Source organism: Streptomyces asiaticus (assembly GCF_018138715.1).
Lineage (GTDB): Bacteria > Actinomycetota > Actinomycetes > Streptomycetales > Streptomycetaceae > Streptomyces > Streptomyces asiaticus.
Genome location: NZ_JAGSHX010000006.1, coordinates 7,818,733 through 7,845,708, shown reverse-complemented (window position 1 = coordinate 7,845,708; position 26,976 = coordinate 7,818,733). Strand labels below are relative to the sequence as shown.

Here is a 26,976-nt window from a genome sequence, read left to right as displayed (position 1 = left end):
CAATGTTTATTGTCGTACAGTGGTTGACCTGGGGCTTTGCGATCGCCCGCGTAGGGCCTGATCACTGATCATGGGGTTTGCGACTGCTCTACCTGATCTTCTGCCGACTGCTGGGCTAAGAACTCACAACAGAATGCGGCTCCCGAGGGAGGCGTTCGCATCGCAGAGGTCCAGGGGCTGGACCTCATTCACCAGCCGAGATTCCTGGACCACCCCAACGGGGCGGTGGGCCTGTCCCGGGTCACGCTCGTGGTCGCCGACGAGGAAACCGACCGCTACGTCGAGCGATACCGGAAAGTGCTCGGCATCCCCGCGCGCCAGATTGGGCCGCGCCATGTGTTCGCTCTGCGGATCGGCGGCCTGGAGATCGTGCCGTTGTCAGCTCTGGACGAGGTTCTTCCCGGCGAGAAGGCCCCGACCTTGCCGTACGTCGCGGCTCAGACCGTCGCGGTCAACGACCTCGGCAGGGCCAAGTCGGTCATCGAGGGCAACGGGTTCGCCACCCGACCACTGCCCGACGGCTTCTTCGTGTCAGCAGACGACACCCGCGGCGCCAACCTCGTCTTCGAAGCGCGAGCATGACCGAGCGCGCCGGAACACGCCTTTCGCGGCCACCCGCTGCGGTCCGGTGCCCGGCCTCCGCCACGGCCGGATCGCGGCGTTCCGTGGGCTTCCCTACAGGACATCGCTCACCGGACCGGCACGGGCATCGCGAAGTCCTCCGCCCGGATCCACCGGATCTCGCTGACGACGTGGGGATGGATGTTCGCCGGCGAGCGAGCACCGACCGGACCGGACCACCGCAGCACGAAGTCGCCTCCCGCCCCCATCACGGTCACCGACGATCCGGCGCTGCCGGAACCGCTGACCGAACCCGCGGCTGCCCACGCGGACGAGACGGACACCAACACCACCACCCGGGAGCTGCCCATCGCGCGCAAGACAATTGGCTGGTGGCAGCGCCAGGGCTGGATCGCATGCGATCCGACGATCGACATCGAGCGGCGGCCGGCGCCGCCGGACCGCACCAAGGCCCTCTCCAAGAACCAGATGACCGTCCTGTGGCGGCTGGACGTCTCCTGCGGGAGAAGACGTTCTGGAAGATGCCCTACGAGTCGGCGGCCCGCGCCGATGAGGTCCTGGGCCGATCGACCGCCGCGAACGACGCCGAGATCCTTGCCCTTCGTCGTGAGGTCGCTGTGGGTCGCCGGCAGGTCGAGCGGCCGCGGTTTTCGTGGGCTGATCGTGCCGTGCTCTCCGGGCTTTCGCGGCACCTTCCCTCCGCCTTACATCGCCATCGGCTGGTCACCCCGGGCACGCTGCTGACCTGGCGCCGGCGTCTGGTGCGCTGGAAGTGGCGCCAGACGGCGGCCGGACCTGGCCGGCCATCATTGCCGGAAGAGACGGTCGCGCTCATTCAGCGTTTGGCGAGAGAGAACCCGGCCTGGGGTACGTCAGGATCCAAGGTCAGCTGCGACGGCTTGGCCATCGGGTCGCCGCCGCCACGATCCGGCGCGTCCTGCGCCGCTCCGGTCTACCGCCCGCACCGCAGCGCGCCTCCCCACAGACCTGGCGCTCCTTCCTGCGCTCCCAGGCCCACACGCTGCTCGCCTGCGACTTCATGCACGCGGAGACCGTCTTCCTCAAACGTCTCTACGTCTTCTTCGCCATGGAGATCGCCACCCGGCGCGTTCACGTCCTGGGCGTCACCGCCCGCCCGACCGGCGCATGGGTCACCCAACTCGCCCGCAACCTGCTCATGGACCTCGGAGACAGGGCTGGGTGCTTCCGGTTCCTCATCCGTGACCGGGACAGCAAGTTCACCGCCGCATTCGACGCCGTCTTCGCCGGCAACGGCACAGCCGCCATCCCAACTCCGCCGCAATGCCCACGGTCCAACGCGTTCGCCGAACGATGGATACGCACAGCCCGTACCGCGTGCACCGACCGACTCCTCATCACCGGCGAACGACACCCGCGCACCGTCCTCACCACGTACGCCAAGCATGACAACGCGGGGAGGGCCCACCACAGCCTCGGCCTACGAGCACCTGACGACGACCCGAACGTCATCCCCCTACCCGCTGCCACGGTCAGGCGCCACCGGGTACTTGGCGGCCTGCTCAGCGAGTTCTGGCGGGCCACGATGCCCGGCGTCGGCCGCTACAGCCTCACCGCCAGCACCCCAGCCGCAGGCGCCCTGCGCCCACTGCGCGACCCGGACGGGCCCGAGCTGGACGAGGACGACGACGGGAGCGGGCCAAACCAGGGCCTTTCGTTTGGACCAGGTGGCGCCGGCGCCTTGTGGGCGGGACCGAGCGGGGTGTGGTGCGTGCATCCGCAAGGCGGAGGAGGGCGTCAACGCGCTGGGGACACCCCCGGCCGAAGGCTGGGGGACGTCGGCAACCGACGACAACGCCGCACATGTGCGTGCCACACCCCGCGACCTGCCGCATGATCCAAGCGACAGACCCTAGTAGGAGCCGGTCACCGCAGGGTAGTCCGTGTATCCCTCCGCGCCACCCGCGAAGTACGTGTCGCGGCTGCCCGCGGCGAGAGGGTGGCCGTGGGTGAATCGATCGACGAGGTCTGGATTGGCGATGAAGGGAGCGCCGAAGGAAACCGCGTCGGCCAGCTGCCGCTCGAGGAGCTCGTTGCCGCTCGCTTGCGTGAAGCCGAGGTTGGCGATGACGGCGCCGCGGTAGTGGGCGCGGTAACGGGTGAATGCGGTGAGGGTGTCGGTTCCCGTGTCGGGTTCCGGGCCGAGGAGGTGGAGGTAGGCCAGGCTGCTGTCGCTGAGGCGCTTGAGGAGCTGGTCGTACTCGTCCAGCGTCTCGGCATCCGCAGTGAAGGCAGGCCCGTGATTCCAGTAGGGGGAGAGTTTGATTCCGATGCGGTCGCTGCCCCACACGCTGCTGACGGCGTCCACGATGTCGAGGAGGAACTGGGCCCGCTTTTCACTGCTGCCGCCGTAGGCGTCGGTGCGCTGGTTGAGCCGTGGGTTGAGGAACTGGGCCACGAGATGGGACACCTGCGCATGGATCTCCAGGCCGTCGAATCCGGCGCGCAGGGCGTTGGCGGCTGCCTGCCGGTAGGCGCCGATCGTGGTGGCGATCTCCGCGGGGCTCAGGGCACGTGGGGTGAGGGAGTCCTTCGGGCCGTCGGGGGTGAAGGACATCTCGTGGGGATTGATCGCCGAAGGGCCTGCGGGAAGTCTGCCGCCGTGGTGATCCGGGTGGGAGGCGGCGCCGGCGTGGCCGAGTTGCGAGACGATCCTGCCTCCCGCGGAGTGCACGGCTTCGGTGACCTTGGTCCAGCCGGCGGTCTGGGCGTCGGTGTAGATGCCGGGGACGTTGATGAAGCCGATCGCGTCCGTGCTGACCCAGGTCCCTTCGCTGATGACCAGGCCGGCGCCGGCGCGCTGCGTGTAGTAGGTGGCGTGCAGGGCGGTGGGGGCCAGTTCCTCGTTGCCGGCCCGAGCGCGCGTCATGGGAGCCATGACGACGCGGTTGGGCAGCTTGAGCGCGCCCAGTTGAACGGGCTGCAGGAGGGGCTGGGTGCTGGGTGCTGAGGTCTGGTCGGACATGAGGATCTCCTTCGTGGCGGAAGTCGCTCCTCGTGGGCATGAGGAGCACGAGCGGGTTGGTGGGATCAGTCCTGCTTGAGGACGTGGAGGGCGGACAGGGGACCGCCGAGCTGGATGAGGCGTCCTCCCTCGCGCAGCGTTCCGAGGTCGACGGGAGCGAAGCCGAACTCGGAGGTCAGGTCTCTCACGGTGTGCTTGGCGTCGGCGTCGTCGCCGGCGAGGAACAGCACCTGCCGCCCCGCCTCGTGGCGGGGATCGGGTGCGATGAACTGCGCGTGGAGGGAGTTGAAAGCCTTGACCACGCGCGCGCCGGGAAGCAGGGAGGACCCGTATGCGCTCCCGGTGAGATCGCCCAGATCGGCGATCTCCGGGTTCGGGGAAAGGGAGGCGAACTGGTTGGTGGCGTCGATGACGACGGTCTGGCCCCGGCTGTTGCTGAGCACGACCTCGTGGCCGTGACGGATCGTGTGCCGGGCGATGGCCTGGGCTATCGCTCCGGCTCCGGGCATTCCGATTTTCATCGCCCGGCCCCGTGTCCGGAGCCGGCCTTCCGCGGTGTGGTGAGCAGGACGGTTCCGCTCTTGCCAGGGCGGCGGGCGTGCTCGACGGCCGCCTTGAAGTCGGCTAGGTCGTAGCTGGCCGCGACTTCAAGCAGGTCCGGCGTGCTCTGCGCCAGGTCCTGGGCGAAGGCGACATCCTGGGCCCGCTCCATCGGGGTGCGGCTCATCCAGCGCAGTATCGACACTCCCCGCACCGTCAGCGCCCGCGCCACGAGAGGCAGCGCCTCCAACGGTGTCGTGCCGGAACCCAGATGCCCGTAGGAGATCAGGGTGCCGCCGTCGGCGAGCAGTTCGGCGAGGTCCTGGGTCATGGCACCGCCGACACAGTCGAGGACCACCTGGACGCCCCGCTCGCCGGCATGCAGGCGGACTTGTGCCCGCCAGTCGTCGTCGCATGTCGCGATCACGGGCTGGGAGGGGTACAGCGTCCGCATCTTCTCGGCGCCAGAGGTGCTGCGCACGAGGTTGATCAACTGCAGGTCGTGCCGGGCCGCGGCCGCGCTGACCAGCCTGCCGACGGACGAGCCGGCGGCGGTCTGGAGGACGGGACCCGCCTGCCCGCGCAGTGCCTTCTCCACCGCGCGGTACAGCATGCGCAGCGTCAGCGGGTTGACCAGCATCAGGGCTGCGGTCTCGTCGCTGACCCCGTCCGGCACCGGCACCGCCAGATCGGCTGGGACCACGACGAAGTCGCTCCACGTTCCCGGCGCCGGGAAAACCGCCACCCGCTGCCCCAGGCGCGGTGCGCGGACGCTTGCTCCGACGCTCTCGACGACGCCCATCCCCTCCACTCCGGGAGTCCGGGCCTGCGACTGCTGTTCCGGCTGCCCCGGCAGACCCTCCACACCGATCAGGTCCCCCGGATGGATGGGCCGGACCAGCATGCGGACCAGAACCTCTCCGCTGCCGGGAGTCGGCCGGTGGCGTTCCTCCCTCAGCGTCAGTACCTGTGCGGCTTCCCCTTGCCGCGTGTACTCCACGGTGCGCATAGGCGCCTCCACTCCCCCTTTGATGCCGATCATCATTAAACAGAATGATGAGGGGTAACATTGAAAACGTCAAATACTGCCGAGGCAGGAGGGTGGCCATGCCGCGGATCACCAAGGAAGACAAGGCCAGGAACCGGCAGTCCAAAGACGATCTGGCCGCCGAGGCCTGCGGCGCCTCGTTCAAAGCCTCTTTGAGCTTCCTGGACCAGGCCCTTCAGGAAGGCGCCGATCTCACCGGACCACCGCTGAAGCGAGTGGTGGACAACTACCTTTCAGTCGCCCACCGGGACGCCCCGGACGGCGGCTGCCCCTCGGCCTCCCTGGTCATCGACGCCGGACGGCACAGCGACACGGTCCAGAGTGCCTACGCGACCGGCGTGGAGGGGTACCTCACCAGCTTCGCCGAGGAGTTCGCCCGCGAGCACGAAGGCGAGATCACCTCACAGGAGGCGCGGGAGCGTGCAGTGCTGCTGCTCAGCCGACTCGTAGGGGCGATGGCCCTCGCCCGCGCTGTGAGCCGCGTCCAGCCCGAACTGTCCGACGAGATTCTGCGGACCTGCCGCGCCCACCCTCTCGGCTGACCGGCTTCGCACCCGCCGGCCCTGCGTCGTCCCGTCCGGCGGCGACCGCACGGTCACGGCATTGGCACCACCCGAGTTGACGGCGGGCGGATGGATCAAGCTGCGCCACCCTGTCGGAAAACGATGGGCCGGGTTGGGGACGTACGGTGCGCCAAGACGTGACCGGCCCGACTCGCCGTGGGCGACGACGATGACGCTCGTCTGGCCGGCCTGGAGCGCCGCCACCGCATGCCTGACGTGGAGCATGTAGGAGCAGCCGCCGACGTTGGTGCCGTCCAGCCAACGCGGGCGTACGCCCAGCATGAAGGCGACATCGGAGGGCGGCAGCACCGCCGCGACGCCGTCCGCGTCGGCGACCGAGAGCCCCGCGTCGGCGAGCGCCAGGACGGCGGATTCAGCGGCGCGCCGATCGTGAGCCCGGCCGGCTCGGGCGGTGCGCCGGGCAGATTCGTGAGGAGGCGTGGCCCTTCCGGGAGCGCCGCGATCGCCACGACGTACGGCGCCTCCCCCTCGAAGCCGGGCGAGGCACGGTGGACGACGACGTACGACGCCAGCGTGGCCCGGTCGCTCGCTCTCTTCCAGGACACCGGGCCGCCGGTGAAGGGCGACCTGGCGCGATGCGGGAAGAACGCTCGTCCCGTGTGCACGCACGTGGGCAGCCACAGCTCACCGAGCCGTGCCTTGTCCCAGTAGGTCTGCGTCTCGGGCGTAGGCGCCGGACGGAAGGAACTTGTCACCCACGAGTTTCCTCAACCAGCGCGCAGTGGGCGGACGAAAGAGCGGATGTCCGCGGTGATCAGCTGCGGTTCCTCGGCCGCCGCGAAGTGACCACCGCTGGGGAACATGGTCCACTGGCGCAGGTCGCTGTGTGCGGCGACGAGCGATCGGGGCCGGTACAACAGGTCCCGGGGGAGAACGGCCACCGCTGTCGGCACGCTGATCTCGGGCTTCACGTCATTGGCCAGCCCCATGGGCAGGTGGAGTTCGGAGGCCCGGCAGAACAGCTCGGACCCGACGAAACTGTTCGTGAACCAGTACAGCGAGAAGTGCGTCAGCAGCGTGTCCTTGTCGAAGCGGGTCTCCACGTCTCCGTGGCAGTCGCTCCACGCCCGGCGGCGCATGAGCATCCACGCCGCCTGCCCCACGGGGCTGTCGTGCATCGCCCAGGCCAGGGTCTGCGGGTCGAAGGCATGGATCAACGTATGGTAGAAAGCCCCCGGACCCCTGTCCTGACCTGCGATGACTGCCAGTTCCTCCGGAGTGAGCCCGGCCGGGTCACCGGCGTCGTGGGGCACTCCGGGCAGGATGGGGAAGCTCATGTGGACACCGATGAGCGAGTCGGGATGTGCGTGGCCGAGTCGTGCGGTCACAAAGGCACCCGCGTCGCCGCCGTGGGCGACGAACCGCTCGTAGCCCAGCCCCCGCATCAGCTCGACCCATAGGGCGGCGGTCTCGACGTAGCCGACACCGGTGCGGGTCAGGGGCCCGGAGAAGCCGAAGCCCGGCAGTGAGGGAACAACGACGTCGAAGGCGTCCTCAGGATCGCCGCCGTGCGCGGCCGGGTTGGCCAGCGCCATGATGACATCCCTGAAGTCCCAGAACGTCCAGGGCCACCCGTGACTGAGGACGATGGGAACGGGGTCGGGCCCTTTCCCTCGTACATGGATGAAGTGGATCGGCACGCCGTCGATCTCGGTGCGGAACTGCGGGAACTCGTTGATGCGCGCTTCCTGTGCACGCCAGTCGAAACCGTCCTGCCAGTAGGCCACCAGCTCGCGCAGATAGGTGCCGTTGACGCCGGAGGACCAGTCCTCGTTGTCGAGTTCGGGCGCCCAGCTCGTGGCGGCCAGGCGCGCGCGAAGCGCGTCCACCTCACGTTGGGGTACATCGATCTTGAAGGGCTCAATCTGTGCCATCGTTCCTCGGTTTCATCGGAAACTTCTCCTCCAGGCGGGCACTCACGTGAGCGCCCGCAGCACGGCCGGCGGATCGAATCCCGGGTGGATCGGCAACGTGCCGTCTCTCAGCAGCGTCGGCAGGAACATCGTGCCGCCCGCGTGGCTGAGCGGCGCGCAGGGCAGGACGCGCGGCGGTCGCGGCCAGTCCCCCTCGGCCAGCATGATGCTCCACAGCGCCGCGCTGGTGCCACGCCGCGTCGCCACGCTCTTCGGGCTGCCCGTCGTTCCGCCGGAGTACGAGATCCTCTCGGCACCGTCGGGGTCCAGCATCGGTGGCCGCAGAGGCTCCGGCCGCATCGAGGCGGCCAGATCGCGGAGGTCCCCCGCGAGCTCCGTGCGCCCGAGCGCGACGAGCCTCAGGCCCGGCACTTCCCCGGCGAGCTCGGCCGCGCGCGCGTCGTAGTGCCCGCCTTCGAAGATGAGTAGTTCGACCCCGGCATCACGCACGGTGTGCAGGTGGTCGGGCTGCGACCCCATCGGGTGCAGGGGGATGTAGACGGCCCCTACGACCTGGGCGGCATGGGTCGCGTGCAGCACCTCCGGCAGGTTGCGGGAGAGCAGCGCCACCCGAGTCCCCTCGACCACGCCGAGGCTCGTCAGCGCCTGCACGTACTGGGATGTCGCGTCGCATACCTCGCCGACGGTCGCTGTCCGACCGTCCGGGAGGTGCGGCAGTGGGCGGCCCGGGTCCTGGTTGAGCGCGTTCACCAGTAGGTCGATCGTGTTGAGGGGACGACGAACGGGGTCTTGCGAGTACATGCCGGACCGGGCTCCTCTGCGTTCGGGTGCTGGACGGCACGCGACCTTGGCATTGCCTAGGACGATGGCACGCGACGGGGCGTGCGACATCGGGCAACTGTCCGAGGTCTGCTCCGTGATGTAGGACAACCGGCGCGGTGGGGCGATCAGACTCGCTCGTCCTGCTGCCTCCAGAGGCGGTACAGGCACACGGTGACGAAGAACTGAGCGCGCCGGTTCGGCTCGGCGAGCGAGTAGCCGAGCTCGGCCTCGGCCTTCTGCACCCAGTAGGCCACGGAATTGTGGTGCAGGTAGACCTGCGCCGCGGCCTTGCGCAAGGAGCCCGTGATCGCGTAAGCCTCCAGGACGAGCAGGATCTGCTCGCCGTACTGCTCGAACAGTCCGGCGAGGACCCCCACCTCCGGCACGGCGTCGATCTCGTCGTGGCTGAGACGGCAGAGGGCCGCAAGCCCGGTGAGCCGCGCGCCGTCGATCAGTACGCCGTGAATGGGCTGGTACGGGCCGCGGTCGTGCGGCGAGGGCCGGGTGAACAGGTACGCGTCATGGGCGTTGACGTACGCTTCCCGGGTGCGTGCCGCCGGCACGATCCTGCTGTACGCGGCCCGGACGTCGACGGGGACTCCCGGAACGGTGACGCCGTCCGCGCCGTCCGCCATGAGGAGGAGCACCGCTTTCCCCTGGTGATCCGTGCGGGCAACGATCTTCTGCGTGTCCGCGACCGCCTCCGCGAAGTGCTCGACGCCGGCGCCGGGGCCGCTGCACAGCAGAACTCGGATCTCCGTGTCGCGGGTGATGCCGAGCCGCGTGAGCGCCGATTCGTGCGCGGCCTCGCTCGATGTGCCGTTGATGAGCACGCTGATCGGCTCGGACTCCGTGTGCGTCAAGGCCGCGCCCCAACGCTCGATGATCGACACGGCGGCGGACAGCCGGTTGAGGAAGTGACGCGCCGTGGGCTCGGGCAGGCCATCGACCCAGACCCGGCCGCCGGAGCCGACCACCGGCACCGAGAACGCGGTCAAGGGGCTGCCCACCGGCGTCAGTGCCCCACACCCCTTGCGGGCGACGCCGCCCCCGTCGTCCCTGACCCTTCCCACAGCGGCCCGCATGAAAAGCGCCGCTCGCTCGATCAGGCGGTCGAGGTCGGCGCCTTCGAAGAGCTGCGTATCGAAGAAGGCGGTGATGGTGGACTCATCCGGCTGTTTCGTCGACGCCGGCCCCTGGGAGTTCACTGCTGCGTCCCTTCGCTCACCACCGCATTGCCGGTTTTCGAGGGCGGGAGTGGGGGAACAGCCTAGCCTCTCTGTTTCGCTTCGGGTGGCTGAGCCGATCTGAGCCGGTCTGAGCGGGTGTGCGGTGGTGGGTTCGGTTGCTCGTCGTCGACGGGTATGGCCGGGGCCCGACGCGCAGGTCGGGTGCTCCAGGGTTCCTCGGGTCGTGGGCGGGCAGGGGTGGTGTCTTGGTTCAGATGGCTCGTCGTTTCACCCTGAACACTCGATGCGGGCGAGCACCTTGTCGGAGATCCGCCGCAGCGTCCGTAGCTCGTCCGGGGCCAGGACGTTGATGAACAGGTCCAGCACCTGGCTGACGTGTCCAGGGGCCGCGTCTGCCAGGTACGCGAAACCGGCTTCGGTCAGGATCGCCTGCGTGTAACGCCCGTTGTGCGGGTCGGGCTCGCGGCACACGAACCCGCGCTTCTCGAGCCGACCGATCATGTGGGACAGGCGGGACAGTTCCGTGTTGGCCAGGACCGCGAGCTCGCTTATCCGCAGGCGGCGCCCGGGCTGCTCGGACAGGTGCGCCAGCACGTGGTACTCGATGAAGCTGAGCTTCGAGTCCTGCTGGAGCTGCGACTCCAGCGCCGCCGGCAGCCTCTGGAGGAGCTTCATGAACCCGCGCCACGCCGCCAGCTGATCACCGCTGAGCCAGCGTGGCTCGGACATCTTGGACTCCCCTGGGGCAGACATGTGCGCAGCATACCCATGTCACCGAGAGCCTGACTTGAACATTCAAGCGAGGTAGGCTAGGTTCACACTTGAACATTCAAGTGTGAGTGTGTCCCGATCGGAAGGGCTATCCATGAGCGACCTGAAGCTCGCCATCATCCTCGGCAGCACCCGCCCCGGCCGTAACGGTGAAGCGGTGGCGAACTGGGTACTGGCCAAGGCCAAGGAGCGGGCGAACGCCGACTACGAGCTGATCGACCTGCTCGACTACCCGCTGCCGCACCTGGACGAGGCCGTGCCGGCGAGCAGGGGCGTGTACGCGGGCGAGAACACGAAGGCCTGGTCCGCCAAGATCAAGGAGTTCGACGGATACGTCTTCGTCACCCCGGAGTACAACCACTCCACCTCCGGGGTGCTGAAGAACGCCATCGACTACCTCTACGCCGAGTGGAACAACAAGGCAGCAGCCTTCGTGTCGTACGGCTCGCTCGGCGGTACGCGGGCGATCGAGCACCTGCGGGCGATCTCGAGCGAGTTGCAACTGGCCCACGTGCGCCAGCAGCTGTCGTTCTCGTTGCTCACCGACTTCGAGAACTTCTCGGTGTTCAAGCCCTCCGCGATACACGACAACGCTGCTTCCGTCCTGTTCGGCCAGCTTGAGTCCTGGGCCGGCGCGCTCAAGTCCGTCCGAAGCTGAGTCTCGATGAAGCTTTACGGGCTCGAAGAGCACTTCGTCACCACCGACGTGCTCGATGCGTGGAAGCGGCGCGACCCCCAGCTCGCCGAGCCGATGATGAAGTGGGCTGTCGCCAGTGACATCACGCCGGCGTTGCTGGACCTGGGCGGCGGACGCATCGCCGCGATGGAGGACGCCGGGATCGACACCGCGGTGCTGTCGCTGACGACGCCGGGGCTGCAGAACCTCGACGCGGCGGAGGCAGTCCCCTTGCAGGCGCCCACGAACGACGCGATCGCTGCCGCCGTGCGCCGCCACCCGGGGCGTTTCCAGGGGTTCGCGGCGCTCGCCACCTCCGCGCCGTCGGCCGCGGCCGAGGAATTGCGGCGTGCGGTCACCGAGCTGGGGCTCAGTGGCGCGCTGGTCAACGCGAACTCCGGTGGCCGGGCTCTGGACGCGCCCGGATTCTGGGACGTCTACGAGGCCGCCGAGGATCTGCGCGCACCGATCTACCTGCATCCCAGTGTTCCGTTCCCGGCCGTCACCGCGGCCTACTACCGCGGTTTCGGTGAGCCGGTGGACAGCATGCTGGCGACCGGGGCGTTCGGTTGGCACTACGACGCCGGGCTGACCGTGCTCCGGATGATCGTCGGCGGCGTGTTCGACCGGTTCCCCAAGCTGCAGGTCATCCTGGGGCACTGGGGCGAGGTGGTGCTGTTCTACCTCGACCGCGTCGCGGCCATGGACAAACTCACCGACCTGCGGCATCCGATCGCGGAGTACTTCCGCTCGAACATTTTCATCACCCCGGGCGGCATCTCCAGCCACAAGTACCTGCGGTGGAGCCTGGAGACGGTGGGAGTCGAGCGGATCATGTATGCCTCGGACTACCCGTTCAACCGGGAGCGTACCGGATCCGCACGGCGTTTCCTGGAAACGGCACCGATTGGCGAGGCCGACCGCGAACGTATCGCCTTCCGTAACTGGGAAAAGCTCGTCGCCGGAATCCGGCGCTGACCGATCGCGCCGAAAGGGGGTTCGCGTGCCGGTTCTGCCTGGCCGGGAGGCCGCTGTATTCGGGTAGTGGTGGGGATGCAGTCGCGTTCCTGCACCCCGCCTCGGGGTCGGCGGACGGTTGGGGGCACCAGGTCGGCGAGGTCGTCTCGGCCGGCTTCCGGGTCGTCGCCTACAACCGCCGCGGCACGCGTCGCCCTCCCCGCGCGGAAGCTGTGGACCGCGTCGACGACCTGGCAGACCTGCACTACCTGCTGGACCACCTCGGTGTGGACCGGCACACCTGGTCGCCGCGGCCGCCAGCGGCCCGATCGCGTTGGAGTGCAGCCTCCTCCACCCGGAGCGCGTCACCTCGCTGGCGCTCAGCGGGACCGTCGGCGGGCTCGCCGACGCCGACTACCTCGAGATGCAAGCCCGGCGTGTCACGCCTGACTCACCTCGCCGCCCTGGCATCTATCGCAACTGTCCGGCCGGATACCGCGCACTTCACCCCGAAGGAGTCGGTGCTGGGAGGCGGTTCGGGCCACCGCACACCAAGAGCGGGAATTCACTTTCGGGAGCGGGACCCGCACACCGAGCACTTCCGCTCGGCCGGCCGACCTCACCATGCCCATCCTGTTGCTCGTCGGTACCGCCGACCTGCTGACACCGCCGGCCCTCATGAGACACCTCGCCCGACATCTGCCCAGCACGGAATTCCGCGTCCTCGACGAGGTCGGTCACGCGGCGCTCTGGGAAGCGCCGCCGGACTGGAACGCCGCCGCACTCGATTTCCTGACGCGTCACCGCGTCCGCCCGAACCGCACTGTCCCCGTCCCGAAAAGGAGCCAACGCACGTGAGCGAGTCCCCAAGCCGACTGCAGGTCGTGTTCACCGATCTGCGCCGCGCCGTCGACGACGTCATCCTCAAACACCAGGTCACCCTCGAGGAGCTGTTTGCCACGATCGGATGGCTGCAGCAGGTCGCCGACGCCGGCGAACTGCCTTCCGCGAGCATCCTGTTCTACAAGACCGTCCTCAAGGGAACCGAGGGCGCGACCTACGCCCATCCGGAGAAGGACGGCGCGAGTCACTGGGAGATGGAGGGCCCCGCCCACCGCCCCGGAGCCCCCGTCCTGCACAGCCCCGCCGTCCTGCCCATGCGCCCCGACGAACCCGGCGAACCCCTCATCGTGTCCGGGACCGTACGCACCACCACAGGCGACCCGCTGGCCGGAGCCGCCCTGGAGATCTGGCAGATCGACGCCAACAACGTCTATTCCGGCATGGACACCAGCGACTTCGAGCCGCTGAATATCCCCAACGACTCCACCGGCATCCCCGCCAACAACCTCCGCGCCAGAATCATCACCGATGCTGACGGCCGCTACGAGTTCCGCACAGTGATGCCCGGCACCGAAACCTTCGGCCTGGCCACGGACAGCCCACTCGCCACACTGACCCGAGCGTTGCAGCTTCAAGGACTGCGCCCGCTGCACATCCACGCGATCGTCTCCGCCGACGGATGCCTACCACTGACCACCCAGATCTACTTCGACGGCGACCCACTGGTCGCCAGCACCATCGAAGGCGCTATCCCCGCCGACGCGGTCAAGACCACTACCCGCCATGACGACCATCACGCTCGCGGATTCGACCAGCCTTACCGCACCCTCACCTACGACTTCGTCTTACGCCCCACGGCCGAAGGCGCCACTGCTACTCCACAGTAGACGGTGCAGAGTCGGCACACGCAGCGGAGCGCGGCAAGCACCTGCGCCGACCATGCCGGCTCGTCGTCTGAAGAAGCGCAACACCTGATCGACATCACGCCACAACAACCGGAGAACAACCATGCGCGCACTGCGCATCTCCGCCGCCTACGGCCGGCCCACCCTTGGCGACGTCCCGATCGCGGAAGTCGGCAAGGACGCCGTCCTGATTCCTGTCAAGGCGGCCGGGCTCAACCCCGTCGACAACATCCTCGCCGCCGGTGCCAAGTCCGGCATGGTTCCGCACGAGTACGTCGACAGCCTCGACGACGCCGCCGACGCCGGCAGCGAGGTCCTGGTCAACGGCACGTCCGGCAGGGTCGGGTCCTCCGTGGTGCAACAACTCCCCGCCGCCACGGCATACGCCACCCGCGCGGTCACCACTCCGGTCGCGACAAAGGGCGCGGAAGGCTCCATGCAGGTCAGCGTCGCCCAGGTCCTCGACTCGACCACGCCGCCGAAGGACTCGCCATCCTCGCCCTGGGGCATCACTCGCGGGTCACCTTCTGAGTTCGAGACAGACGTTCGTCTCCACAAACCACCTAGTAAGGTCAACCATGAATGCTGCTGCCGATCCTGCGGCCGTTTACGACCAGTTCATGAGAGTGCAGGCTCCCGCCAGTCGCGATCAGCGTCGCTGGACGCCGGCCGATGGGCCGATGCCCGCGCTCTACCTCAGCCATGGCTCTCCGGCGCTGTTCGAGGACGCGGTGTGGATGAGCGAGCTGTTCGGCTGGTCCCAGGCGCTGCCCAAGCCGACGGCGATCCTGATCGTCAGCGCGCACTGGGAATCGGTGCCGCTCAGCCTGTCGGCGTCGGGCCCTGACACGCCGTTGGTCTACGACTTCGGGGGCTTCGCCCAGCGGTACTTCCAAATGACCTACGAAACACCGGACGCCAGCGCACTGGCCGCCCGGGTCGCGGCCTCGATGCCGGACAGCGAACCGGTCCACCAACACGCCAGCCGCGGCCTGGACCACGGTGCGTGGGTCCCGTTGAAAACCATGTACCCCTACGGCGACGTTCCGGTCCTGCAGATGTCCTTGCCCACACACGCCCCCGCCCGGCTGATGGACATCGGCGGTCGGCTGCGGGGTCTGCGCGAGGAAGGCGTGCTCGTGGTCGGGTCGGGCTACATGACGCACGGGGTTCCCTTCCTCACCCGGGACCAGTTCGTGCACAACGTCGTGCCGTCCTGGTCCGCCGACTTCGATGCCTGGGCGGCCGACGCCCTCGCCCGTGGTGACCTCGACACCTTGATGAACTACCGCAGCCTCGCCCCCGGAGTGCTCTTCGCGCACCCCACCGTCGAGCACTACACGCCGATGTTCGTCACCCTCGGAGTCGCGACCGACGCCGAAGCGCCCGTCCGGACGACGATCGAGGGCTACCGGTTCGGGCTGTCCAAGCGATCCTTCCAAGTCTCGTGATCGAACCGGCCGCGGGAGACCGACTAGTAGGACTCCGTTAGGTCTGTCTTGATCTTGGTGTGGTTTTGCTGGTCAGGGGTTGGTGGCAGGTGGCGCAGATGCCGGTCCAGCAGGTCCTGGAGGGGGCCGTCGAGAAGCGCACCCACGACTATGTGCGGCACGGCGCCACGAACCTGTTCGCCGCACTGAACGTCACGACTGGTGAAGTGCTGAGCGAGTGCAAGTCGAACCGGAATGGAGCAAGCTTCCTGGCCTTCTTGGAGAAGGCCATCAAGGCGCACGCGGGGACCCAGATCCATGTCGTCCTGGACAACCTCTCCACGTACAAACCGATGCGAAGAAACGAGTCAACAACAACTCGAGTTAACACAATCGGGATGAGAGACACTGAGCCTTTTCCAACCTCAGTCTCAGCTGGCCAGATGGAGGCTGAGGACGGCTTGGACGGGGCTGGTGATCCGGGTCGTTGAGCGGCGGAGTTTGCAGAGGAGTCGCCAGGACTTGAGGGTGGGCACGGCCTGTTCGACCGGAGCCCGGACCTTGGTGTGGGTCCGATTGACGGCCTACTGACCGGCGGAGAGGCTGTCCCATCGACCGGGGCAGGGGAGCCGGACCGTGCCGCCTGCGCCCTGGTAGCTCTTGTCTGCCCAGCGGTTGAGGCCGGCCTCGGTGAGAGCGTCGATGATGCAGTTGGCGCGTCTGTGCCTGTGGCGGACATGACCATCCTTACGATGTTTCTGCGCTTTCTTCGTGGTGTGCGGTCGCCGACCGCTCGTTGAAACACTGGGAGGCGGGTCGAGCGCTCACGGCCGTGAGCGCTCGACCCGCCTCCGGCTCAGCAGCGGCCAGCGCTACACGCCAGCACCATCGGCGGTGGGTGTGGCCAGCAGCTGCAGCTCCCAGGCGAGCGCGATCCCGCTACCGCCACCGTGGTCGAAGAGAACCTGCGCGAGCGCGTCGGTCGTTGACTCGCGAGCCCAGTCGCGCTGCCATTCGCTGATCACGGCCATCCAGGTGATGGGCACCACGCCGGCCTGCTCCATGCGACGCACTGCCATGTCGTGAGTCTCGGCACTGACCCCGCCGCTGGCGTCCGTGACGACGAAGACGTCGTACCCCTCACCCAGCGCCTGGATGGCGGGCATGGCGACGCAGATCTCCGTCCACAGCCCGGCAATGATCAGCTTCTTGCGCCCCGTTCGCTCCACGACGTCGACGACGCGACGGTCTTCCCAGGTGTTGATGAACGTGCGGTTGATCGGCTTCTGGTCCGGGAAGACGTCCTGGAGGCCCTTGATGAGGTAGCCGCCACGTTCTTCTATCACCGTGGTCAGCACCGTGGGGACGTCGAACGCCTTCGCGGCCTTGGCCAGGCCGACGACGTTGTTGACGATCACGGTTGGTTCGTGGCTGTTGAGATTGGAGAACTGGAAGGGCTGGTGGTCGATGAGCACCAGGACGCTTTCCTCGGGGGTAAGCAGTGCGTCGAGTCCGGCCTTTGCGGTACGTGTCACGATGGTTCCTTCTGCGTGATGGGTTGAGCGTTCGATGGTGAGAGTCAGAGCTGTTCGGGTGATGCCATCCGGTAGACGAACCGGCCGAGCCCGGACTGCGCGATTGCGAAGATCGGGCCGGCCAGGCCTTCCTGAGTGATGGCCATGCTCAGGTCACCCAGGCGGACCGCGTCGTACCCGGCGTCGAGACTGAGCTGCCTGACAAGGCGTTGGGCTTCGTCGTCACCGGACACAGGTTGCTCGGCTGTACACGGGCGTCGGCGATCTGCCCGAGGAGAGAGGCGAAGTTGGTGTTGAACGCCTTCGCCGTCGGCCCGCCCGTCACCGACTTGACGTACTCGGCGTTGGAGGAGAACCCGGCCGGAGGCCGGGCACCGCCATAGAGGTTCGTGGCGTCGAGCACCGTCTTGCCCTCAAGCCCGACGACGGATGACAGAGCCACCTCCACGGCGGTTCCCGGGACGGCGAGCAGCACCGCCTCCGAGGCGCCGACGTCGCCGCCTCCACGCCCCAGCCGCGTCACCTGGTGCCCGGCACGTTCCCACAGGTCGGCCGGCCCGCCGCCGATATTGCCTCGTCCGATCACGGTGATGTTCATGCTTCTCTCCTTGCCGGGCTGATGTGCCACGGAGGCCGGTCACGTCAACCGAGACCGGATCCGACCAGGCTCGGCCAGCCTCGACGGGGCAGGTGGGAACGTCTCCCGTGGCGTGAAACGACGCTACGGCGGCCTTCCGGCGGGCGTCCAAGACTTGTCCGGACGCCGGGCAATAGGATTCGTCTATGGATGTCAGCCCCCGCGTCCTCCGCTACTTCATGGCCGTAGCCGAGGAACTCCACTTCGGCCGCGCAGCCACGCGTCTCTACATCTCCCAGCCGTCCCTGAGTCATCAGATCCGCAAGCTTGAGGAGACCCTCGAAACCCCGCTCTTTGTGCGTTCGAGCCGTCGGGTGCAGCTCACCGCGGCGGGCCGGACGCTGGTTCACGAGGCACCGATAGCGCTCGCTGCGCTGGAGCAAGCCGTGCAGCTCACCCGGCGGGCCGGGGCAGGGATCGCGACGACGATTCGGTTGGGCTATACGCCGGTCACGAGCTTCGACACGCTCACGGTGCTTCTGGATGCTCTCCAGGAAGACCACCCCGACTTCACGGTCGACCCTCGAGAGTTCTTCAGCGCCGAGATTCCCGAACGGCTCTGTGCCGGCGACCTGGACATCGGTCTCGCCCTCTCACCGCAGCCGCTCGACGGGGTAGGTGGCGAGATTCTCCGTGAAGAACCCGTTTCCGCGCTCCTCAGCACTCGCCACCGCCTCGCTGCCGCACCGACGATCCCGGTGACGGTCCTCCGCGACGAGACGCTGCAGCTGTTCCCTCGCCGTCTCGCACCGGCGTACTACGACGGCATCGTTGCCGCGTGTCACGAAGCAGGCTTCTCACCTAAGATTTGCGCGTTCGAGGAACCGCCGGTAAACGCCATGCTCGCCCGGCTCTCCAGCGGACGCGATGTCGGCTTGGCCCCTACATCGTTCGCTGAGCACGCCGCGAAGGGCAGCACCAGCATCATTTGTCGCGATGTCGTCGATCCGTCGATCGTGGCAGAACTCTCGGTGCTGTGGTCCGCGAAGGATCCGTCGCCCGCCATTGCGAGCGTCCTCGCCACCGCCCGACGATGCGCTGAACACCATGGATGGCTACGCAGCCCCATCACATAGCGCCTGAAGCTACGGCCCGCAGCCTCGATCACCGAAGCGCTCCGACCCACGGTCACGGAGCTTTTCTCAACCTCAGGCTGATGCGACGAGGTGAAGAGTCAGGACGGCCTTGACCAGGTCAGTGATGCGCGTGGTGCTGCAGCGGAGTTTGCGAAGGAGCCGCCAGGTCCTGAGGCTGGCCACGGCCTGTTCGCCGAGCGCCCCGATCTGTGCGTGAGAGCGGTTAACGGCCTGCTGACCTGCGGAGAGTTTCTCCCATCGTCCTCGGTAGGGCACGCGGACAGTCCCGTCGGCGCGTGCTTGCCCGAGTGGAAAGGCCGGTCGGCGGCGATCCGGTCTGTGGGCAGCAGCGTTCCGTCCAGGATCACGAATGCCTTGGCCGACGCCGCATGGGTGGCCGCGGACAGGTCCGGCGCCAGTGCTGCGAGCAGCGAGACGGCCTCGGTGACGTAGCGGTAGACCGTGGTGGTGCCGATCTCGAACCCGGCAGCGAGTTGGGCGTAGGTGTGGCCACATCGCAGGTGGGCCAGGACCAGCAGGGCCTGCCGGCCGGCCGACAGCCGCCGCCACCGGGTCCCTCCGGGCGGACAGGTTGATCTTGGTCGACAACCCGTCTACCAGGAGCTTCACCTCTCCTCACATCCGCCTCCACGCCAACGCAGCCCGGCCCCAGCCAGGTTGGAAACCCTCACTAGCGGTCATGCGGTCATCCTGGGCTCGGATGCCACTGCGTCGGCTGCTGGTCGCCGGTGTGCGTCCGCCGGTAGCGACCGGGAGAGGTGCCGTGCACGCGTTTGAAGGCGTTGGCAAAGGCGTACTGCGAGCCGTACCCGACGCTGCGCGCGATGGACTCGAGAGATGTGCCGCTTTCTTTGAGCAGGCGGGCGGCAATGCTCAGTCTCCACCAGGTCAGGTAGGTCAGCGGCGGCTCTCCTACCAGAGTGGTGAATCGGCGCGCGAACGCCGCCCGGGACAAGTTGGCTTCCTTGCCCAGTTCCTCGACGGTCCAGGCGTGGGCCGGGTTCTCGTGCATGGCGCTGAGAGCGGCACTGATAACGGGGTCGGCAAGCGCTGCGGACCAGCCGGACGCGCCGCGGTCGGACTCGTCCTCAAGCCAGGCTCGAAGCATGTAGATCAGCAGCAGGTCGAGCAGCGTGGAAAGGGCGGACACGGATCCCTGCTGTGGGTTTTGCAGTTCGGTGCCGAGCAGGGACACGGCGGAGTGCAGTGCGGGATGGCGCCCGAACTGCACTCGCAGGTGGATGACGTCCGGCAGGGTGGCCAAGAGGGGATGGGGGTGTGTCTGATCGAGCTGATAGGCCCCGCACAGCAGGGAAGTGGGGCCGTCGGCCTCTGCGTCGGCGTGGCCGAGATTTTCCAGGGCGTGCTGTGCGCCGTGCGGGGTGAGTACCACGTCGCCGATACTGAGGGTTCGCTGTGAACCGTCGGGTGTCAGCAGTCGGCACGATCCGCTCAGCACGATGTGGAACCCGGCTCCGGCGAAAGAGGCGAAGGGGATATGCCAGACACCCGCGCGATCTTCTCGGTTGGCGAAGGGGCGTCCTGCGCGGAAGGAAGTAATGACATCACTGAGCACATCCACGTCTGCCAGAGTATGCGATCGATTAAAGATTCGGCGCACATCGGTACCCATCGTCTCGTTCACCGGATGACGATTGGTTATGGTGCGTCAGGTGAGGCGGACCGGGCGACCGGGATTCGCTGCTGGCGCGGTCAGGGGTGCCCACTGCTTGATGGTGAAGGTTTCTCCCTTCCGGACGACTTCGGCCCCTCCGGCGCCGCCCAGATGGGCCGGGATGATGAGGGCGTTGGTGTCTGCGGCCTCTTCCAGCATGCGGCGGCGACTCCTGGCCGCCTGCTGCTGGTCTTCGCTCAGGCAGGTGTCGTGGTCTGGCATGAGGAACTGCAAGGGCGTGTGGATGAGGTCTCCGACGAAGAAAGCGCGGTCCGTGCCGGAGTGCAGCTTGAGCACCGTGGAACCGGGGGTGTGTCCGGGAGCCAGCTGGAGGGACAGGCCGGCGGCGATGGAGTGCTCGTCGCCTTCCCACAGCAGGGCCTGACCGGCTCGGTGAACGGGCAGCACGCTGTCGTCGAAGCCCGCCCTGCTGTCGGCGGGGTCGCCGAAGTCCGACTTGCGGGGGAGGTTGTTAGCGGGGTTCCAGTAGTCGAAGTCGGCCTTGTGCATCAGGTACTGAGCGTTGGGGAATGTCGGTGCCCACTCGCCGTTCTCCAGCCGAGTGTTCCACCCGACGTGGTCGGTGTGCAGATGGGTGTTGACAACTGTGTCCACGTCTTCGGGCTGCACGCCAATCGCGGCGAGCCGGTGCAGGAAGTCGCCGTCGCGGTTGGCCAGCAGACCGTGGACGCGCGGCTTGTCGTTGCCCAGCCCGGTGTCCACCAGGATTGTGCGCCCCTGTCCACGCAGCACCCAGGTCTGCATATGGGCCTGGTAGTCGCCGGTCGCGGCATCCCAGAAGTGCGCGTCCAGCCAGGTCTGGTGTTTTTGCCATGCGTCGGCGGGGATGGAGGGGAACAGCACGCTGACCGGCGCGAAAGAGCCGTGCCACTCGGTGATACGGCTGATCTCGAAATCTCCCAAAGTGAATGTCTGCATGGTTCGAACCTACGAACATGCCGTAAGACGTTCAATAATCATGAGTATCTCATTGATGTGCGAACGTCTCGCTGTAGATGTTGTGGATGCTAGCGGTCCGTGAACCACTATCCGGCATGCGGAGGGGAGGGTGAACTTCATACAGGACGGCGTTCCGTGCTCGCGGGCAGGTTCACGACCCGGCTGTAGCGCCCGGCTCGACGGCTTCGGTGTGTGGCCTTTTACGAGTCGATACGTGACAACTGGCGGACACGGTGAACGTGCGCCATCTCGTACGGAGGAATGGGGTCTGTCGCTGATCTTGCGACGGGGCTGATTCAGCAGTTCGCAAGCCGGAGAGCTCTTCAGCAGACCGAGGTCCCTGCCAGTCGCTGGAGACACGAACGGCTCATGAGATGGCGTGCCCGGAGCACTTCCGGAACTCGCCCTGGTACGCGAGGAGGTGGACCGCAGGGCACTGCGCCGCGCTCGGCGACCACTCGTCCGCGTCGGCATGCGACCGAGGCAGCGGCGACGTCGCCGCAGGAGTGCAACTTGCCTACCGGGATCCCCCGAGAACACAAGGCTGAGGGTGTCGGTACACGACCTCATGCTGAGTCCATGCTGATCCCACGCAATTCGCGCAGGCGAGCGATGCCTGAGCCCTCCGCCGTCGGCGGTCGATGCCCACCACGTGCACACCGGTCCTGGTCCACAACCTGGTTTCGATCGTCTGCAGCAGCACTCTGCCAGGGACTCACGGAGAGCCGACCGTCTCCTCCGCGACTGACGATGCTCGACGACGGCATCGACGAACTCTCTGCGCGGCCTGTCCGACGGCGTGCGCTGGTGTCGTCCTCCGGTCCTCAAAGTCGACGATCCCGTCGCACGCGACGGACACATCGGCGGCCGGGACCTGCTTCTCGTCCCGCCCTACTTCAACTTGGGCACGCCTGTCACACTCCCGAGGCATCGAACTGCAACCCGTCCTCATGTACTCGGCAGCTCACCGCGTTTCCCCTCACCCATCCGAGGGCGCTGGATCCGATGCTGTGGACGATCAGCGGGCGAGTCAGGCCGTGGACCCGCGGGACCGTTCGGAGATGCACCACGCGCTCCTCGCCGCTGTCGCCGTAAACACCTGCTGGGCCGGGCCGGGTGGGAGCACGAGGGCTCCCACTTGCTCCCAGCCCGGACACGACAAAGGCCGCCTCCACTACCCGCAGAAACGGCCTCCGACCTGCGAAACGCTGGTCGGGACGACAGGATTTGAACCTGCGACCCCTTGACCCCAGCGGCGCGGCAACTCTCTGTAACGATCCGTAGCCGGCATCAACCCAGCACCCCAGCGAAACTCAAGCACCTGGGCCACCTTCCTTCGCAGCCAGGCTGACGCCCTGCTGGCCTGCGACTTCCTCGAAACAGTCACCCTGTCGGGGATACCCCCGCCGGCACGGACGAGGTTTCCGGCAAGGGCAGTCTCGCGACGACGACGCTCTGGTCCTGGCGCGGTACGAGGGCGGGCAGCCGCATGACACGGCCCGCGTGGCGCGTATGTCGGTGCAGCGACACGACCTGCACGGGGTTTCTGATACCCGCCGCTTCCTGGGGGATCCGCTGCAGAAGTGGGACCTGCTGCCCGTGCTGGAAGACATGGAACAGCAAGGTGGACCTGCGGCTGCGTGAGTATCCGCATCGGATCCGGGTGGAGGTGCGCGACAGCAATCCGTATCCTCCGGTACCGACCGCTCCGCTCGATGACGACGCCCGCAACCTGGAGGCAGAGTCCGGACGCCGACTTCTGATCGTCGAGGCTCTCGCGACGGCCTGGGGCAGCTCACCCGCGGGGCGCGGTAAAACCACCTGGTTCGAGATCGGCGTTCGCGGAGACGAGCCGCCACAAACGGTCTCCGCCAGGTTCACAGCCCTGATGGCAGCTCCCACGGCGTTGATCGCGGCCATGGCGCACGCATCGACTTCTTCTGCCGCGAGCTGGACGCCCGCGCTGCTTGCAGGCGTCCACGGTGCCCACCCCGGCTGCCGGCAGGCGCCAGTACTCCACCTCGAACTCCAGCCTGCGATGACACCCCCGCCTCGCCATCAACACACCCCTCATGATCAAGGAATGTTGCGACAGGCGTTAGCCTCGATCGTTCAGCCGTCGTCGTCGGGTCGCTGACGGCGACTCCGTCCTTGTGTGGCGCGGATGTTCCGAGGCCAGGGCAGGCTGAGGGCTTCGGCGGCCGTGTACTCCTCGACCGCGATGACCCTCATGCCCGCCGTCCGCCGTCGACCGACAGCGCGATCCCGGTGATGTAGGACGCGGCGTCCGAGCAGAGCCAGACTGCGGCTGCGGCGGCCTCTTCCGATGTGGCCATCCGGCCGAGTGGGGTGATCGCCTCCTGCATCGCGATCAAGTCGGTTCCGGCCGCCACCCTTTCGAAGCCGGGTGTACGGGTCGGGCCGGGGCAGACGGCGTTGACGCGGATGTTGCGCGGCGCGTAGTCCACGGCGGCGACCTTGGTGAGCCCGACGATGCCGTGCTTGGCTGCCACGTAGGCGGGGGCGGTCGGGATTGCGTACAGGCCGCCGTTGGAGGCGACGTTGACGATCGCGCCGCCGCCGCGGCTCTGCAGAGCGGGTAGCTCGTACTTCATGCAGAGGAAGGTCCCGCCCAGGTTGACGTGGGTCACGCGCTCGAACTCCTCCAGAGACATCTGGTCGAGCTGCCGGTGGTGTGAGTCCAGGCCGGCGTTGTTCACGGCGAAGTCGAGGCCGCCGTACGTCTCGACCGTGCGTTCGACGGCCGTCCGCACCGCGTCCTCGTCGGCGATGTCGACGCTGAGTGCCAGTGCCTCTCCGCCGTCCTTCCTGATCATTTCGGTGGTCTCGACGGCTGTGGCCTCGTTGATGTCGGTGACGGTGACGGTGGCGCCCTGCCGGGCCAGCTCGATCGCCGTCGCGCGGCCGATTCCGCTTCCAGCACCCGTCACGAGTCCGATTTTTCCTGAGAAGTTGCTCATGATGACCTTTCGATGCAGTTACTCGCACCAGGCGATGCCTGATTCGCCCAGGCGATGTTGTTCGGGGTACCGCGACGGCCGGTGCTCGTCGACCTCGGCGTGCCGGACGAGGGGCAGCCCCCTGTCACGCGTCGATGCCGGGCACGGCCGTCTGCACAACCGCGATCGCGGTTGCCGATGGTGGTTCGCTCCCGCCCCGTGGACAACGGGGGCTGTCGCGCCAACGGATGACTAACTCAGGGGTACGACGATTCCGGTACCGTGCCGGCCCGTCTCCGCCTCGTCCAGCAACAAGGAGGCCAGCGTGACCCGGGAGATTCGGGGCGGCAGCAGCGGACGCCGCAGGTCCGCCAGTGGCACGATGTGGCGGGTAGGGCTGAGGGGGCCATCGGTGACGTCCGGGGCGTGGAACACCGTAGCGCCGGCATCCAGGGCGATCCGGTCGGCCTCGACCTTCTCGGCCAGCTCCGAGCCGACGAACATCCGCATCACCCCCGCATAGATCAGCCCACCCGATCGACTCGACACGCCCGAGCCCAGTGCGCCGAGCCATACCGTCGCGCGAACGTTCGCCGCCGCGAGCACCTTGGCCCCGGCGACCAGTGCGCCCGGGCCGTCACCCTTACCGATACCGATGGCAGAGACGGTCACGTCGACGTCGGTCAGGTCGGGGAAGCTCTGCGGGTCGGTGACATCCGCCTTCCGGACCTCGACCTGCCGCGACGCGGGCACGGTGACCTTGGCCGGCGTGCGAACCAGGGCCACGACCTCGTGTCCCCGTTCCAGTGCTTCATCGACGAGCGCGCCGCCGGTCCGCCCTGACGCTCCGAGTACGGCTATGCGCATGATCATTCATCCTCTGACTGAACAACTGTTGGTTACGTCAGTAAACAACCGTTGGTTAGTGATGTCAAGGGCGTGAGCTGCCCTGCCTGTACGGTGAACATCTGTTGCTCAACTGTTCGCACTGGTCAGAAGGGGGCGACGATGTCGTCTCAGGAGCGCTCCGCTCCCCGTCGCCGCAATCCGCGCGGGCAGGGGCAGGTTCTCAAGGCCCAGCTCGTAGACGCCGCGGCGAAGCTGCTGTCCACCCTCGATCAGCCGGAGACGCTGACGCTGCGGCAGGTAGCGCGTGAGGTCGGGGTGGCACCTGCCAGCATTTACAGCCACTTCCCCGACCTGAGCGCATTGATCCAGCACGTGCTGCGGCTGCGCTATGAGGAACTGGCCCGTTTGATGGACCAGGCCGCGCAGTCAGCCCCGGATCCACTGGTCGACCTCGTCGCCCGGTGCGCGGCCTACGTGCGCTGGGGAGTCGACCAGCCCGGCCATTACCGCACTCTCTTCGGCGGGCGGATGCCGGACGACCTTGTCCCCGGATCAGCGCACGGCGCCGGGGCCGAACTGCTCGAGGCCGTCGTGACCTCCCTGGCGGCCGCCGCCGAGGGAGAGCGCAGGCAGCCCTCGGCGGAGCAGCAGTGGCAGGCCGGCCTCATGCTCTGGACCGCGCTGCACGGCCTGGTCAGCCTCTACAACGACCACGGGAACATTCCCTGGCCACCCCTGGACGACCTGATCGCCGACCTGCTCAGCCTGCACACAGCCCGTCCGGCAGCCGAGATCGCGGCCCTCCTGCCCCAGTGCGGGGATGACCCGGGCTTGGCCCCGGACTCCATCTGACAGCTGATCACTGGCGCTCCTTTTCGGCCGGCATCCCACGGCTGCCGAGCGGCTCGCCCGCCACGCCGTCTTCTCCGGACCAGACCCCCTGCCCGAGCTGGGCGACCTTGCCGACGAGGCGCTGCGGTCAGATGCGCAGCACACGTCTGGCGTTCAGATGGGCAACCTTCTCCTTCACCTGGGATGGAAGGTCAGCCTTCTCGATCGAGGCCACCGCGTCGGCCGTAACCTCGTACGGGTAGTCGACCGCGAACATGACCGCGTCGGCCCCGATGGTCAGCACGGCGGCTTGTACGGCCTCCGGGGCCAGTACCCCGCTCGTGGTGATCAGGATGTTGCTCCCGAAGTACTGCGACGGCATCCGCTGGAGCGGTTCGTCGACCCGGAGCGAGCGGTAGCGCGAGTCCATGCGGGAGCGTTGGAACGGCAGGAACTCGCCGAGGTGCCCGAGGATCAGGGTTGCGGCGGGGTGCCGGTCGAACACTCCGGCATAGATCAGCCGCATGGCGTGGCCGCCGGTTTCGGCCTGCCAGCTCCAGCTGGCCCCGTACATCTCGGGCCGTCCGCGCATCACGTGCCAGTCGTCGCAGGGCAGCGAGCCGGGGTGCAGATACAACGGCACACGGAGCTCTTCCAACGCGCTCCACAGTTCCTCATATGCGGGGTCGTCCAGGTATCGGCCCTGCGTGTGGTCGTTGACCAAGGCACCTTTGAATCCGAGCTGCTCGACGCAGCGTTGGAGTTCGGTCACGGCGGCGGCAGGGTCCTGCAGGGGCAGGGCGGCGAACCCCCTGAAGCGGGTGGGGTGGCGGGCGATGGTCTGGGCGAGGAAGTCGTTGGCAAACCGGGCGTTGTCGACGGCGGCGCCGGCGTCGGTGTCGGCTTGGATGCCGGGGACGCTCAGCGACAGGACCTGAATGTCGATGCCGTGTGCGTCCATGTCGGGAAGACGGTACTCCTCAAAGTCACCCAGGCGTCGTCCCCAGTCCTTGACGTACTGGTCGCTGACCTGGATCTTCTGGGGCGACGAGGGTTGGCGCGAGAACAACTCCGGGATGATGAAAGCTTCTTCCAACGCGATGTAGGTCATGGCAGGGGTCCTTCGTCGTGCCTTGTGGTGGTATGGCGGTGATCGGAGGCGGTAGGCAGGTCTCGGCCAGACTGGCCCCGCTGTCAGGAACGATG

The 26,976-nt window shown here is 67.5% G+C and carries 28 protein-coding genes and 4 pseudogenes; 14 read left to right on the top strand and 18 right to left on the bottom strand.

Annotated features, from left to right (window positions below; all coding sequences use genetic code 11):
- Positions 1-249 precede the first annotated feature (249 nt).
- Complete coding sequence (locus KHP12_RS41410) at positions 250-582, top strand: hypothetical protein (protein ID WP_143678145.1); 333 nt, start codon at positions 250-252, stop codon at positions 580-582.
- A 107-nt stretch (positions 583-689) separates the two neighbouring features.
- On the opposite strand, the gene KHP12_RS53050 is transcribed toward KHP12_RS41410, so the two are convergent.
- Positions 690-1,274: a hypothetical protein gene (locus KHP12_RS53050; RefSeq protein ID WP_308036232.1), complete on the bottom strand. Its 585-nt coding sequence runs from the start codon at positions 1,272-1,274 to the stop codon at positions 690-692.
- Here KHP12_RS53050 and KHP12_RS41400 point away from each other — a divergent pair.
- Positions 1,251-2,152: pseudogene (locus KHP12_RS41400) on the top strand (integrase core domain-containing protein); the annotation flags it as partial. The gene KHP12_RS53050 and the pseudogene KHP12_RS41400 sit on opposite strands and share 24 nt — an antisense overlap.
- A 321-nt stretch (positions 2,153-2,473) precedes the next feature.
- On the opposite strand, the gene KHP12_RS41395 reads toward KHP12_RS41400, so the two are convergent.
- From KHP12_RS41395 to KHP12_RS41385, 3 genes are all read right to left on the bottom strand, one after another.
- Entirely contained in the window at positions 2,474-3,586 is a 1,113-nt protein-coding gene (locus KHP12_RS41395; RefSeq protein ID WP_086883298.1) for an alkene reductase, read from the bottom strand.
- 65 nt (positions 3,587-3,651) lie between these two features.
- Complete coding sequence (locus tag KHP12_RS41390) at positions 3,652-4,107, bottom strand: NADPH-dependent F420 reductase (protein WP_086883299.1); 456 nt, start codon at positions 4,105-4,107, stop codon at positions 3,652-3,654.
- Entirely contained in the window at positions 4,104-5,135 is a 1,032-nt protein-coding gene (locus KHP12_RS41385; RefSeq protein WP_086883300.1) for a zinc-binding dehydrogenase, read from the bottom strand. Before KHP12_RS41385 ends, KHP12_RS41390 begins: the two co-directional genes overlap by 4 nt.
- Positions 5,136-5,233: 98 nt before the next feature.
- Here KHP12_RS41385 and KHP12_RS41380 point away from each other — a divergent pair, with 98 nt between their 5' ends.
- Positions 5,234-5,716, top strand: coding sequence for a TetR/AcrR family transcriptional regulator (locus tag KHP12_RS41380; protein WP_211834335.1), 483 nt, complete (start codon positions 5,234-5,236; stop codon positions 5,714-5,716).
- Positions 5,717-5,811: 95 nt separating this feature from the next.
- Here the strand turns inward: KHP12_RS41380 and KHP12_RS53605 are convergent, their stop codons facing one another.
- From KHP12_RS53605 to KHP12_RS41355, 5 genes are all read right to left on the bottom strand, one after another.
- Positions 5,812-6,303, bottom strand: a complete 492-nt coding sequence (locus KHP12_RS53605) for a Zn-ribbon domain-containing OB-fold protein (protein WP_372455328.1) — start codon at positions 6,301-6,303, stop codon at positions 5,812-5,814.
- 162 nt (positions 6,304-6,465) lie between these two features.
- Positions 6,466-7,632 carry an epoxide hydrolase family protein gene (locus KHP12_RS41370; protein ID WP_086883303.1) on the bottom strand — a complete coding sequence of 389 codons (1,167 nt, stop codon included), beginning with the start codon at positions 7,630-7,632 and terminating at the stop codon, positions 6,466-6,468.
- 42 nt (positions 7,633-7,674) lie between these two features.
- Positions 7,675-8,433 carry an AMP-binding protein gene (locus KHP12_RS41365; protein ID WP_211834329.1) on the bottom strand — a complete coding sequence of 253 codons (759 nt, stop codon included), beginning with the start codon at positions 8,431-8,433 and terminating at the stop codon, positions 7,675-7,677.
- A gap of 146 nt (positions 8,434-8,579) precedes the next feature.
- A complete protein-coding gene (locus tag KHP12_RS53045) occupies positions 8,580-9,662 on the bottom strand; it encodes a helix-turn-helix domain-containing protein (protein ID WP_086883305.1) in 1,083 nt (360 codons plus the stop codon).
- Between the two features lie 249 nt (positions 9,663-9,911).
- The gene (locus tag KHP12_RS41355) at positions 9,912-10,397 is read right to left on the bottom strand and encodes a MarR family winged helix-turn-helix transcriptional regulator (RefSeq protein ID WP_208653110.1); all 486 of its coding nucleotides are present in this window, start codon (positions 10,395-10,397) and stop codon (positions 9,912-9,914) included.
- Positions 10,398-10,509: 112 nt separating this feature from the next.
- Here KHP12_RS41355 and KHP12_RS41350 point away from each other — a divergent pair, with 112 nt between their 5' ends.
- The 7 genes from KHP12_RS41350 to KHP12_RS51790 all read left to right on the top strand — a co-directional run bounded on the left by KHP12_RS41350 (position 10,510) and on the right by KHP12_RS51790 (position 15,717).
- Entirely contained in the window at positions 10,510-11,073 is a 564-nt protein-coding gene (locus KHP12_RS41350; RefSeq protein ID WP_211834327.1) for an NADPH-dependent FMN reductase, read from the top strand.
- 6 nt (positions 11,074-11,079) lie between these two features.
- Positions 11,080-12,069, top strand: a complete 990-nt coding sequence (locus KHP12_RS41345; protein WP_086883307.1) for an amidohydrolase family protein — start codon at positions 11,080-11,082, stop codon at positions 12,067-12,069.
- 603 nt (positions 12,070-12,672) lie between these two features.
- A complete protein-coding gene (locus tag KHP12_RS41340) occupies positions 12,673-12,906 on the top strand; it encodes an alpha/beta fold hydrolase (protein WP_086883308.1) in 234 nt (77 codons plus the stop codon).
- Positions 12,903-13,778: a dioxygenase family protein gene (locus KHP12_RS41335; protein WP_210609068.1), complete on the top strand. Its 876-nt coding sequence runs from the start codon at positions 12,903-12,905 to the stop codon at positions 13,776-13,778. The genes KHP12_RS41340 and KHP12_RS41335 overlap by 4 nt, the downstream gene beginning before the upstream one ends.
- Positions 13,779-13,899: 121 nt before the next feature.
- On the top strand, positions 13,900-14,643 hold the full coding sequence (locus tag KHP12_RS53040) for a hypothetical protein (RefSeq protein ID WP_308017000.1): 744 nt from the start codon (positions 13,900-13,902) through the stop codon (positions 14,641-14,643).
- Positions 14,534-15,247, top strand: coding sequence for a dioxygenase family protein (locus tag KHP12_RS41330; protein WP_308289558.1), 714 nt, complete (start codon positions 14,534-14,536; stop codon positions 15,245-15,247). Before KHP12_RS53040 ends, KHP12_RS41330 begins: the two co-directional genes overlap by 110 nt.
- 98 nt (positions 15,248-15,345) lie before the next feature.
- Entirely contained in the window at positions 15,346-15,717 is a 372-nt protein-coding gene (locus KHP12_RS51790; protein ID WP_244202447.1) for a transposase, read from the top strand.
- Here the strand turns inward: KHP12_RS51790 and KHP12_RS41320 are convergent.
- From KHP12_RS41320 to KHP12_RS41310, 3 genes and pseudogenes are all read right to left on the bottom strand, one after another.
- A pseudogene (locus KHP12_RS41320) lies at positions 15,658-15,939 on the bottom strand (transposase family protein); the annotation flags it as partial. The gene KHP12_RS51790 and the pseudogene KHP12_RS41320 sit on opposite strands and share 60 nt — an antisense overlap.
- 159 nt (positions 15,940-16,098) lie before the next feature.
- Positions 16,099-16,761, bottom strand: coding sequence for a hydrolase (locus KHP12_RS41315; RefSeq protein ID WP_086879257.1), 663 nt, complete (start codon positions 16,759-16,761; stop codon positions 16,099-16,101).
- A gap of 148 nt (positions 16,762-16,909) precedes the next feature.
- Positions 16,910-17,359: an NAD(P)-binding domain-containing protein gene (locus KHP12_RS41310; RefSeq protein WP_086879256.1), complete on the bottom strand. Its 450-nt coding sequence runs from the start codon at positions 17,357-17,359 to the stop codon at positions 16,910-16,912.
- 185 nt (positions 17,360-17,544) lie between these two features.
- Here KHP12_RS41310 and KHP12_RS41305 point away from each other — a divergent pair, with 185 nt between their 5' ends.
- Positions 17,545-18,474 carry a LysR substrate-binding domain-containing protein gene (locus tag KHP12_RS41305; RefSeq protein ID WP_086879255.1) on the top strand — a complete coding sequence of 310 codons (930 nt, stop codon included), beginning with the start codon at positions 17,545-17,547 and terminating at the stop codon, positions 18,472-18,474.
- Between the two features lie 72 nt (positions 18,475-18,546).
- On the opposite strand, the pseudogene KHP12_RS41300 reads toward KHP12_RS41305, so the two are convergent.
- The 3 genes and pseudogenes from KHP12_RS41300 to KHP12_RS41290 all read right to left on the bottom strand — a co-directional run.
- A pseudogene (locus tag KHP12_RS41300) lies at positions 18,547-19,052 on the bottom strand (transposase family protein); the annotation flags it as partial.
- A gap of 128 nt (positions 19,053-19,180) precedes the next feature.
- Positions 19,181-20,077: an AraC family transcriptional regulator gene (locus KHP12_RS41295; RefSeq protein ID WP_086879254.1), complete on the bottom strand. Its 897-nt coding sequence runs from the start codon at positions 20,075-20,077 to the stop codon at positions 19,181-19,183.
- Positions 20,078-20,164: 87 nt separating this feature from the next.
- Positions 20,165-21,109, bottom strand: a complete 945-nt coding sequence (locus tag KHP12_RS41290; RefSeq protein ID WP_086879253.1) for an MBL fold metallo-hydrolase — start codon at positions 21,107-21,109, stop codon at positions 20,165-20,167.
- Positions 21,110-22,413: 1,304 nt separating this feature from the next.
- On the opposite strand from KHP12_RS41290, the pseudogene KHP12_RS51780 reads away from it, so the two are divergent.
- A pseudogene (locus KHP12_RS51780) lies at positions 22,414-22,530 on the top strand (integrase); the annotation flags it as partial.
- A gap of 224 nt (positions 22,531-22,754) precedes the next feature.
- Positions 22,755-23,267, top strand: a complete 513-nt coding sequence (locus KHP12_RS41285; protein WP_143677720.1) for an ATP-binding protein — start codon at positions 22,755-22,757, stop codon at positions 23,265-23,267.
- A gap of 91 nt (positions 23,268-23,358) precedes the next feature.
- Here the strand turns inward: KHP12_RS41285 and KHP12_RS41280 are convergent, their stop codons facing one another.
- Both KHP12_RS41280 and KHP12_RS41275 read right to left on the bottom strand, forming a co-directional pair.
- Positions 23,359-24,111, bottom strand: coding sequence for an SDR family NAD(P)-dependent oxidoreductase (locus KHP12_RS41280; protein WP_086879251.1), 753 nt, complete (start codon positions 24,109-24,111; stop codon positions 23,359-23,361).
- A gap of 231 nt (positions 24,112-24,342) precedes the next feature.
- Positions 24,343-24,957 carry an NAD(P)-dependent oxidoreductase gene (locus KHP12_RS41275; protein ID WP_244202446.1) on the bottom strand — a complete coding sequence of 205 codons (615 nt, stop codon included), beginning with the start codon at positions 24,955-24,957 and terminating at the stop codon, positions 24,343-24,345.
- Positions 24,958-25,098: 141 nt separating this feature from the next.
- On the opposite strand from KHP12_RS41275, the gene KHP12_RS41270 reads away from it, so the two are divergent.
- Positions 25,099-25,791, top strand: coding sequence for a TetR/AcrR family transcriptional regulator (locus KHP12_RS41270; RefSeq protein ID WP_246643259.1), 693 nt, complete (start codon positions 25,099-25,101; stop codon positions 25,789-25,791).
- A 127-nt stretch (positions 25,792-25,918) separates the two neighbouring features.
- Here KHP12_RS41270 and KHP12_RS41265 read toward each other — a convergent pair whose 3' ends face one another.
- Positions 25,919-26,881 carry an amidohydrolase family protein gene (locus tag KHP12_RS41265; protein WP_086879248.1) on the bottom strand — a complete coding sequence of 321 codons (963 nt, stop codon included), beginning with the start codon at positions 26,879-26,881 and terminating at the stop codon, positions 25,919-25,921.
- Positions 26,882-26,976: the final 95 nt, after the last annotated feature.

Excerpts from the sequence above, each read along its gene's own strand:
- KHP12_RS41395 (WP_086883298.1), bottom strand. The coding sequence starts at position 3,586 with ATGTCCGACCAGACCTCAGCACCCAGCACCCAGCCCCTCCTGCAGCCC.
- KHP12_RS41390 (WP_086883299.1), bottom strand. The coding sequence starts at position 4,107 with ATGAAAATCGGAATGCCCGGAGCCGGAGCGATAGCCCAGGCCATCGCC.
- KHP12_RS41385 (WP_086883300.1), bottom strand. The coding sequence starts at position 5,135 with ATGCGCACCGTGGAGTACACGCGGCAAGGGGAAGCCGCACAGGTACTG.
- KHP12_RS41380 (WP_211834335.1), top strand. The coding sequence starts at position 5,234 with ATGCCGCGGATCACCAAGGAAGACAAGGCCAGGAACCGGCAGTCCAAA.
- KHP12_RS41370 (WP_086883303.1), bottom strand. The coding sequence starts at position 7,632 with ATGGCACAGATTGAGCCCTTCAAGATCGATGTACCCCAACGTGAGGTG.
- KHP12_RS41365 (WP_211834329.1), bottom strand. The coding sequence starts at position 8,433 with ATGTACTCGCAAGACCCCGTTCGTCGTCCCCTCAACACGATCGACCTA.
- KHP12_RS41355 (WP_208653110.1), bottom strand. The coding sequence starts at position 10,397 with ATGTCTGCCCCAGGGGAGTCCAAGATGTCCGAGCCACGCTGGCTCAGC.
- KHP12_RS41350 (WP_211834327.1), top strand. The coding sequence starts at position 10,510 with ATGAGCGACCTGAAGCTCGCCATCATCCTCGGCAGCACCCGCCCCGGC.
- KHP12_RS41345 (WP_086883307.1), top strand. The coding sequence starts at position 11,080 with ATGAAGCTTTACGGGCTCGAAGAGCACTTCGTCACCACCGACGTGCTC.
- KHP12_RS41340 (WP_086883308.1), top strand. The coding sequence starts at position 12,673 with ATGCCCATCCTGTTGCTCGTCGGTACCGCCGACCTGCTGACACCGCCG.
- KHP12_RS53040 (WP_308017000.1), top strand. The coding sequence starts at position 13,900 with ATGCGCGCACTGCGCATCTCCGCCGCCTACGGCCGGCCCACCCTTGGC.
- KHP12_RS41330 (WP_308289558.1), top strand. The coding sequence starts at position 14,534 with ATGAGCGAGCTGTTCGGCTGGTCCCAGGCGCTGCCCAAGCCGACGGCG.
- KHP12_RS51790 (WP_244202447.1), top strand. The coding sequence starts at position 15,346 with ATGCCGGTCCAGCAGGTCCTGGAGGGGGCCGTCGAGAAGCGCACCCAC.
- KHP12_RS41310 (WP_086879256.1), bottom strand. The coding sequence starts at position 17,359 with ATGAACATCACCGTGATCGGACGAGGCAATATCGGCGGCGGGCCGGCC.
- KHP12_RS41305 (WP_086879255.1), top strand. The coding sequence starts at position 17,545 with ATGGATGTCAGCCCCCGCGTCCTCCGCTACTTCATGGCCGTAGCCGAG.
- KHP12_RS41290 (WP_086879253.1), bottom strand. The coding sequence starts at position 21,109 with ATGCAGACATTCACTTTGGGAGATTTCGAGATCAGCCGTATCACCGAG.
- KHP12_RS41280 (WP_086879251.1), bottom strand. The coding sequence starts at position 24,111 with ATGAGCAACTTCTCAGGAAAAATCGGACTCGTGACGGGTGCTGGAAGC.
- KHP12_RS41275 (WP_244202446.1), bottom strand. The coding sequence starts at position 24,957 with ATGCGCATAGCCGTACTCGGAGCGTCAGGGCGGACCGGCGGCGCGCTC.
- KHP12_RS41270 (WP_246643259.1), top strand. The coding sequence starts at position 25,099 with ATGTCGTCTCAGGAGCGCTCCGCTCCCCGTCGCCGCAATCCGCGCGGG.
- KHP12_RS41265 (WP_086879248.1), bottom strand. The coding sequence starts at position 26,881 with ATGACCTACATCGCGTTGGAAGAAGCTTTCATCATCCCGGAGTTGTTC.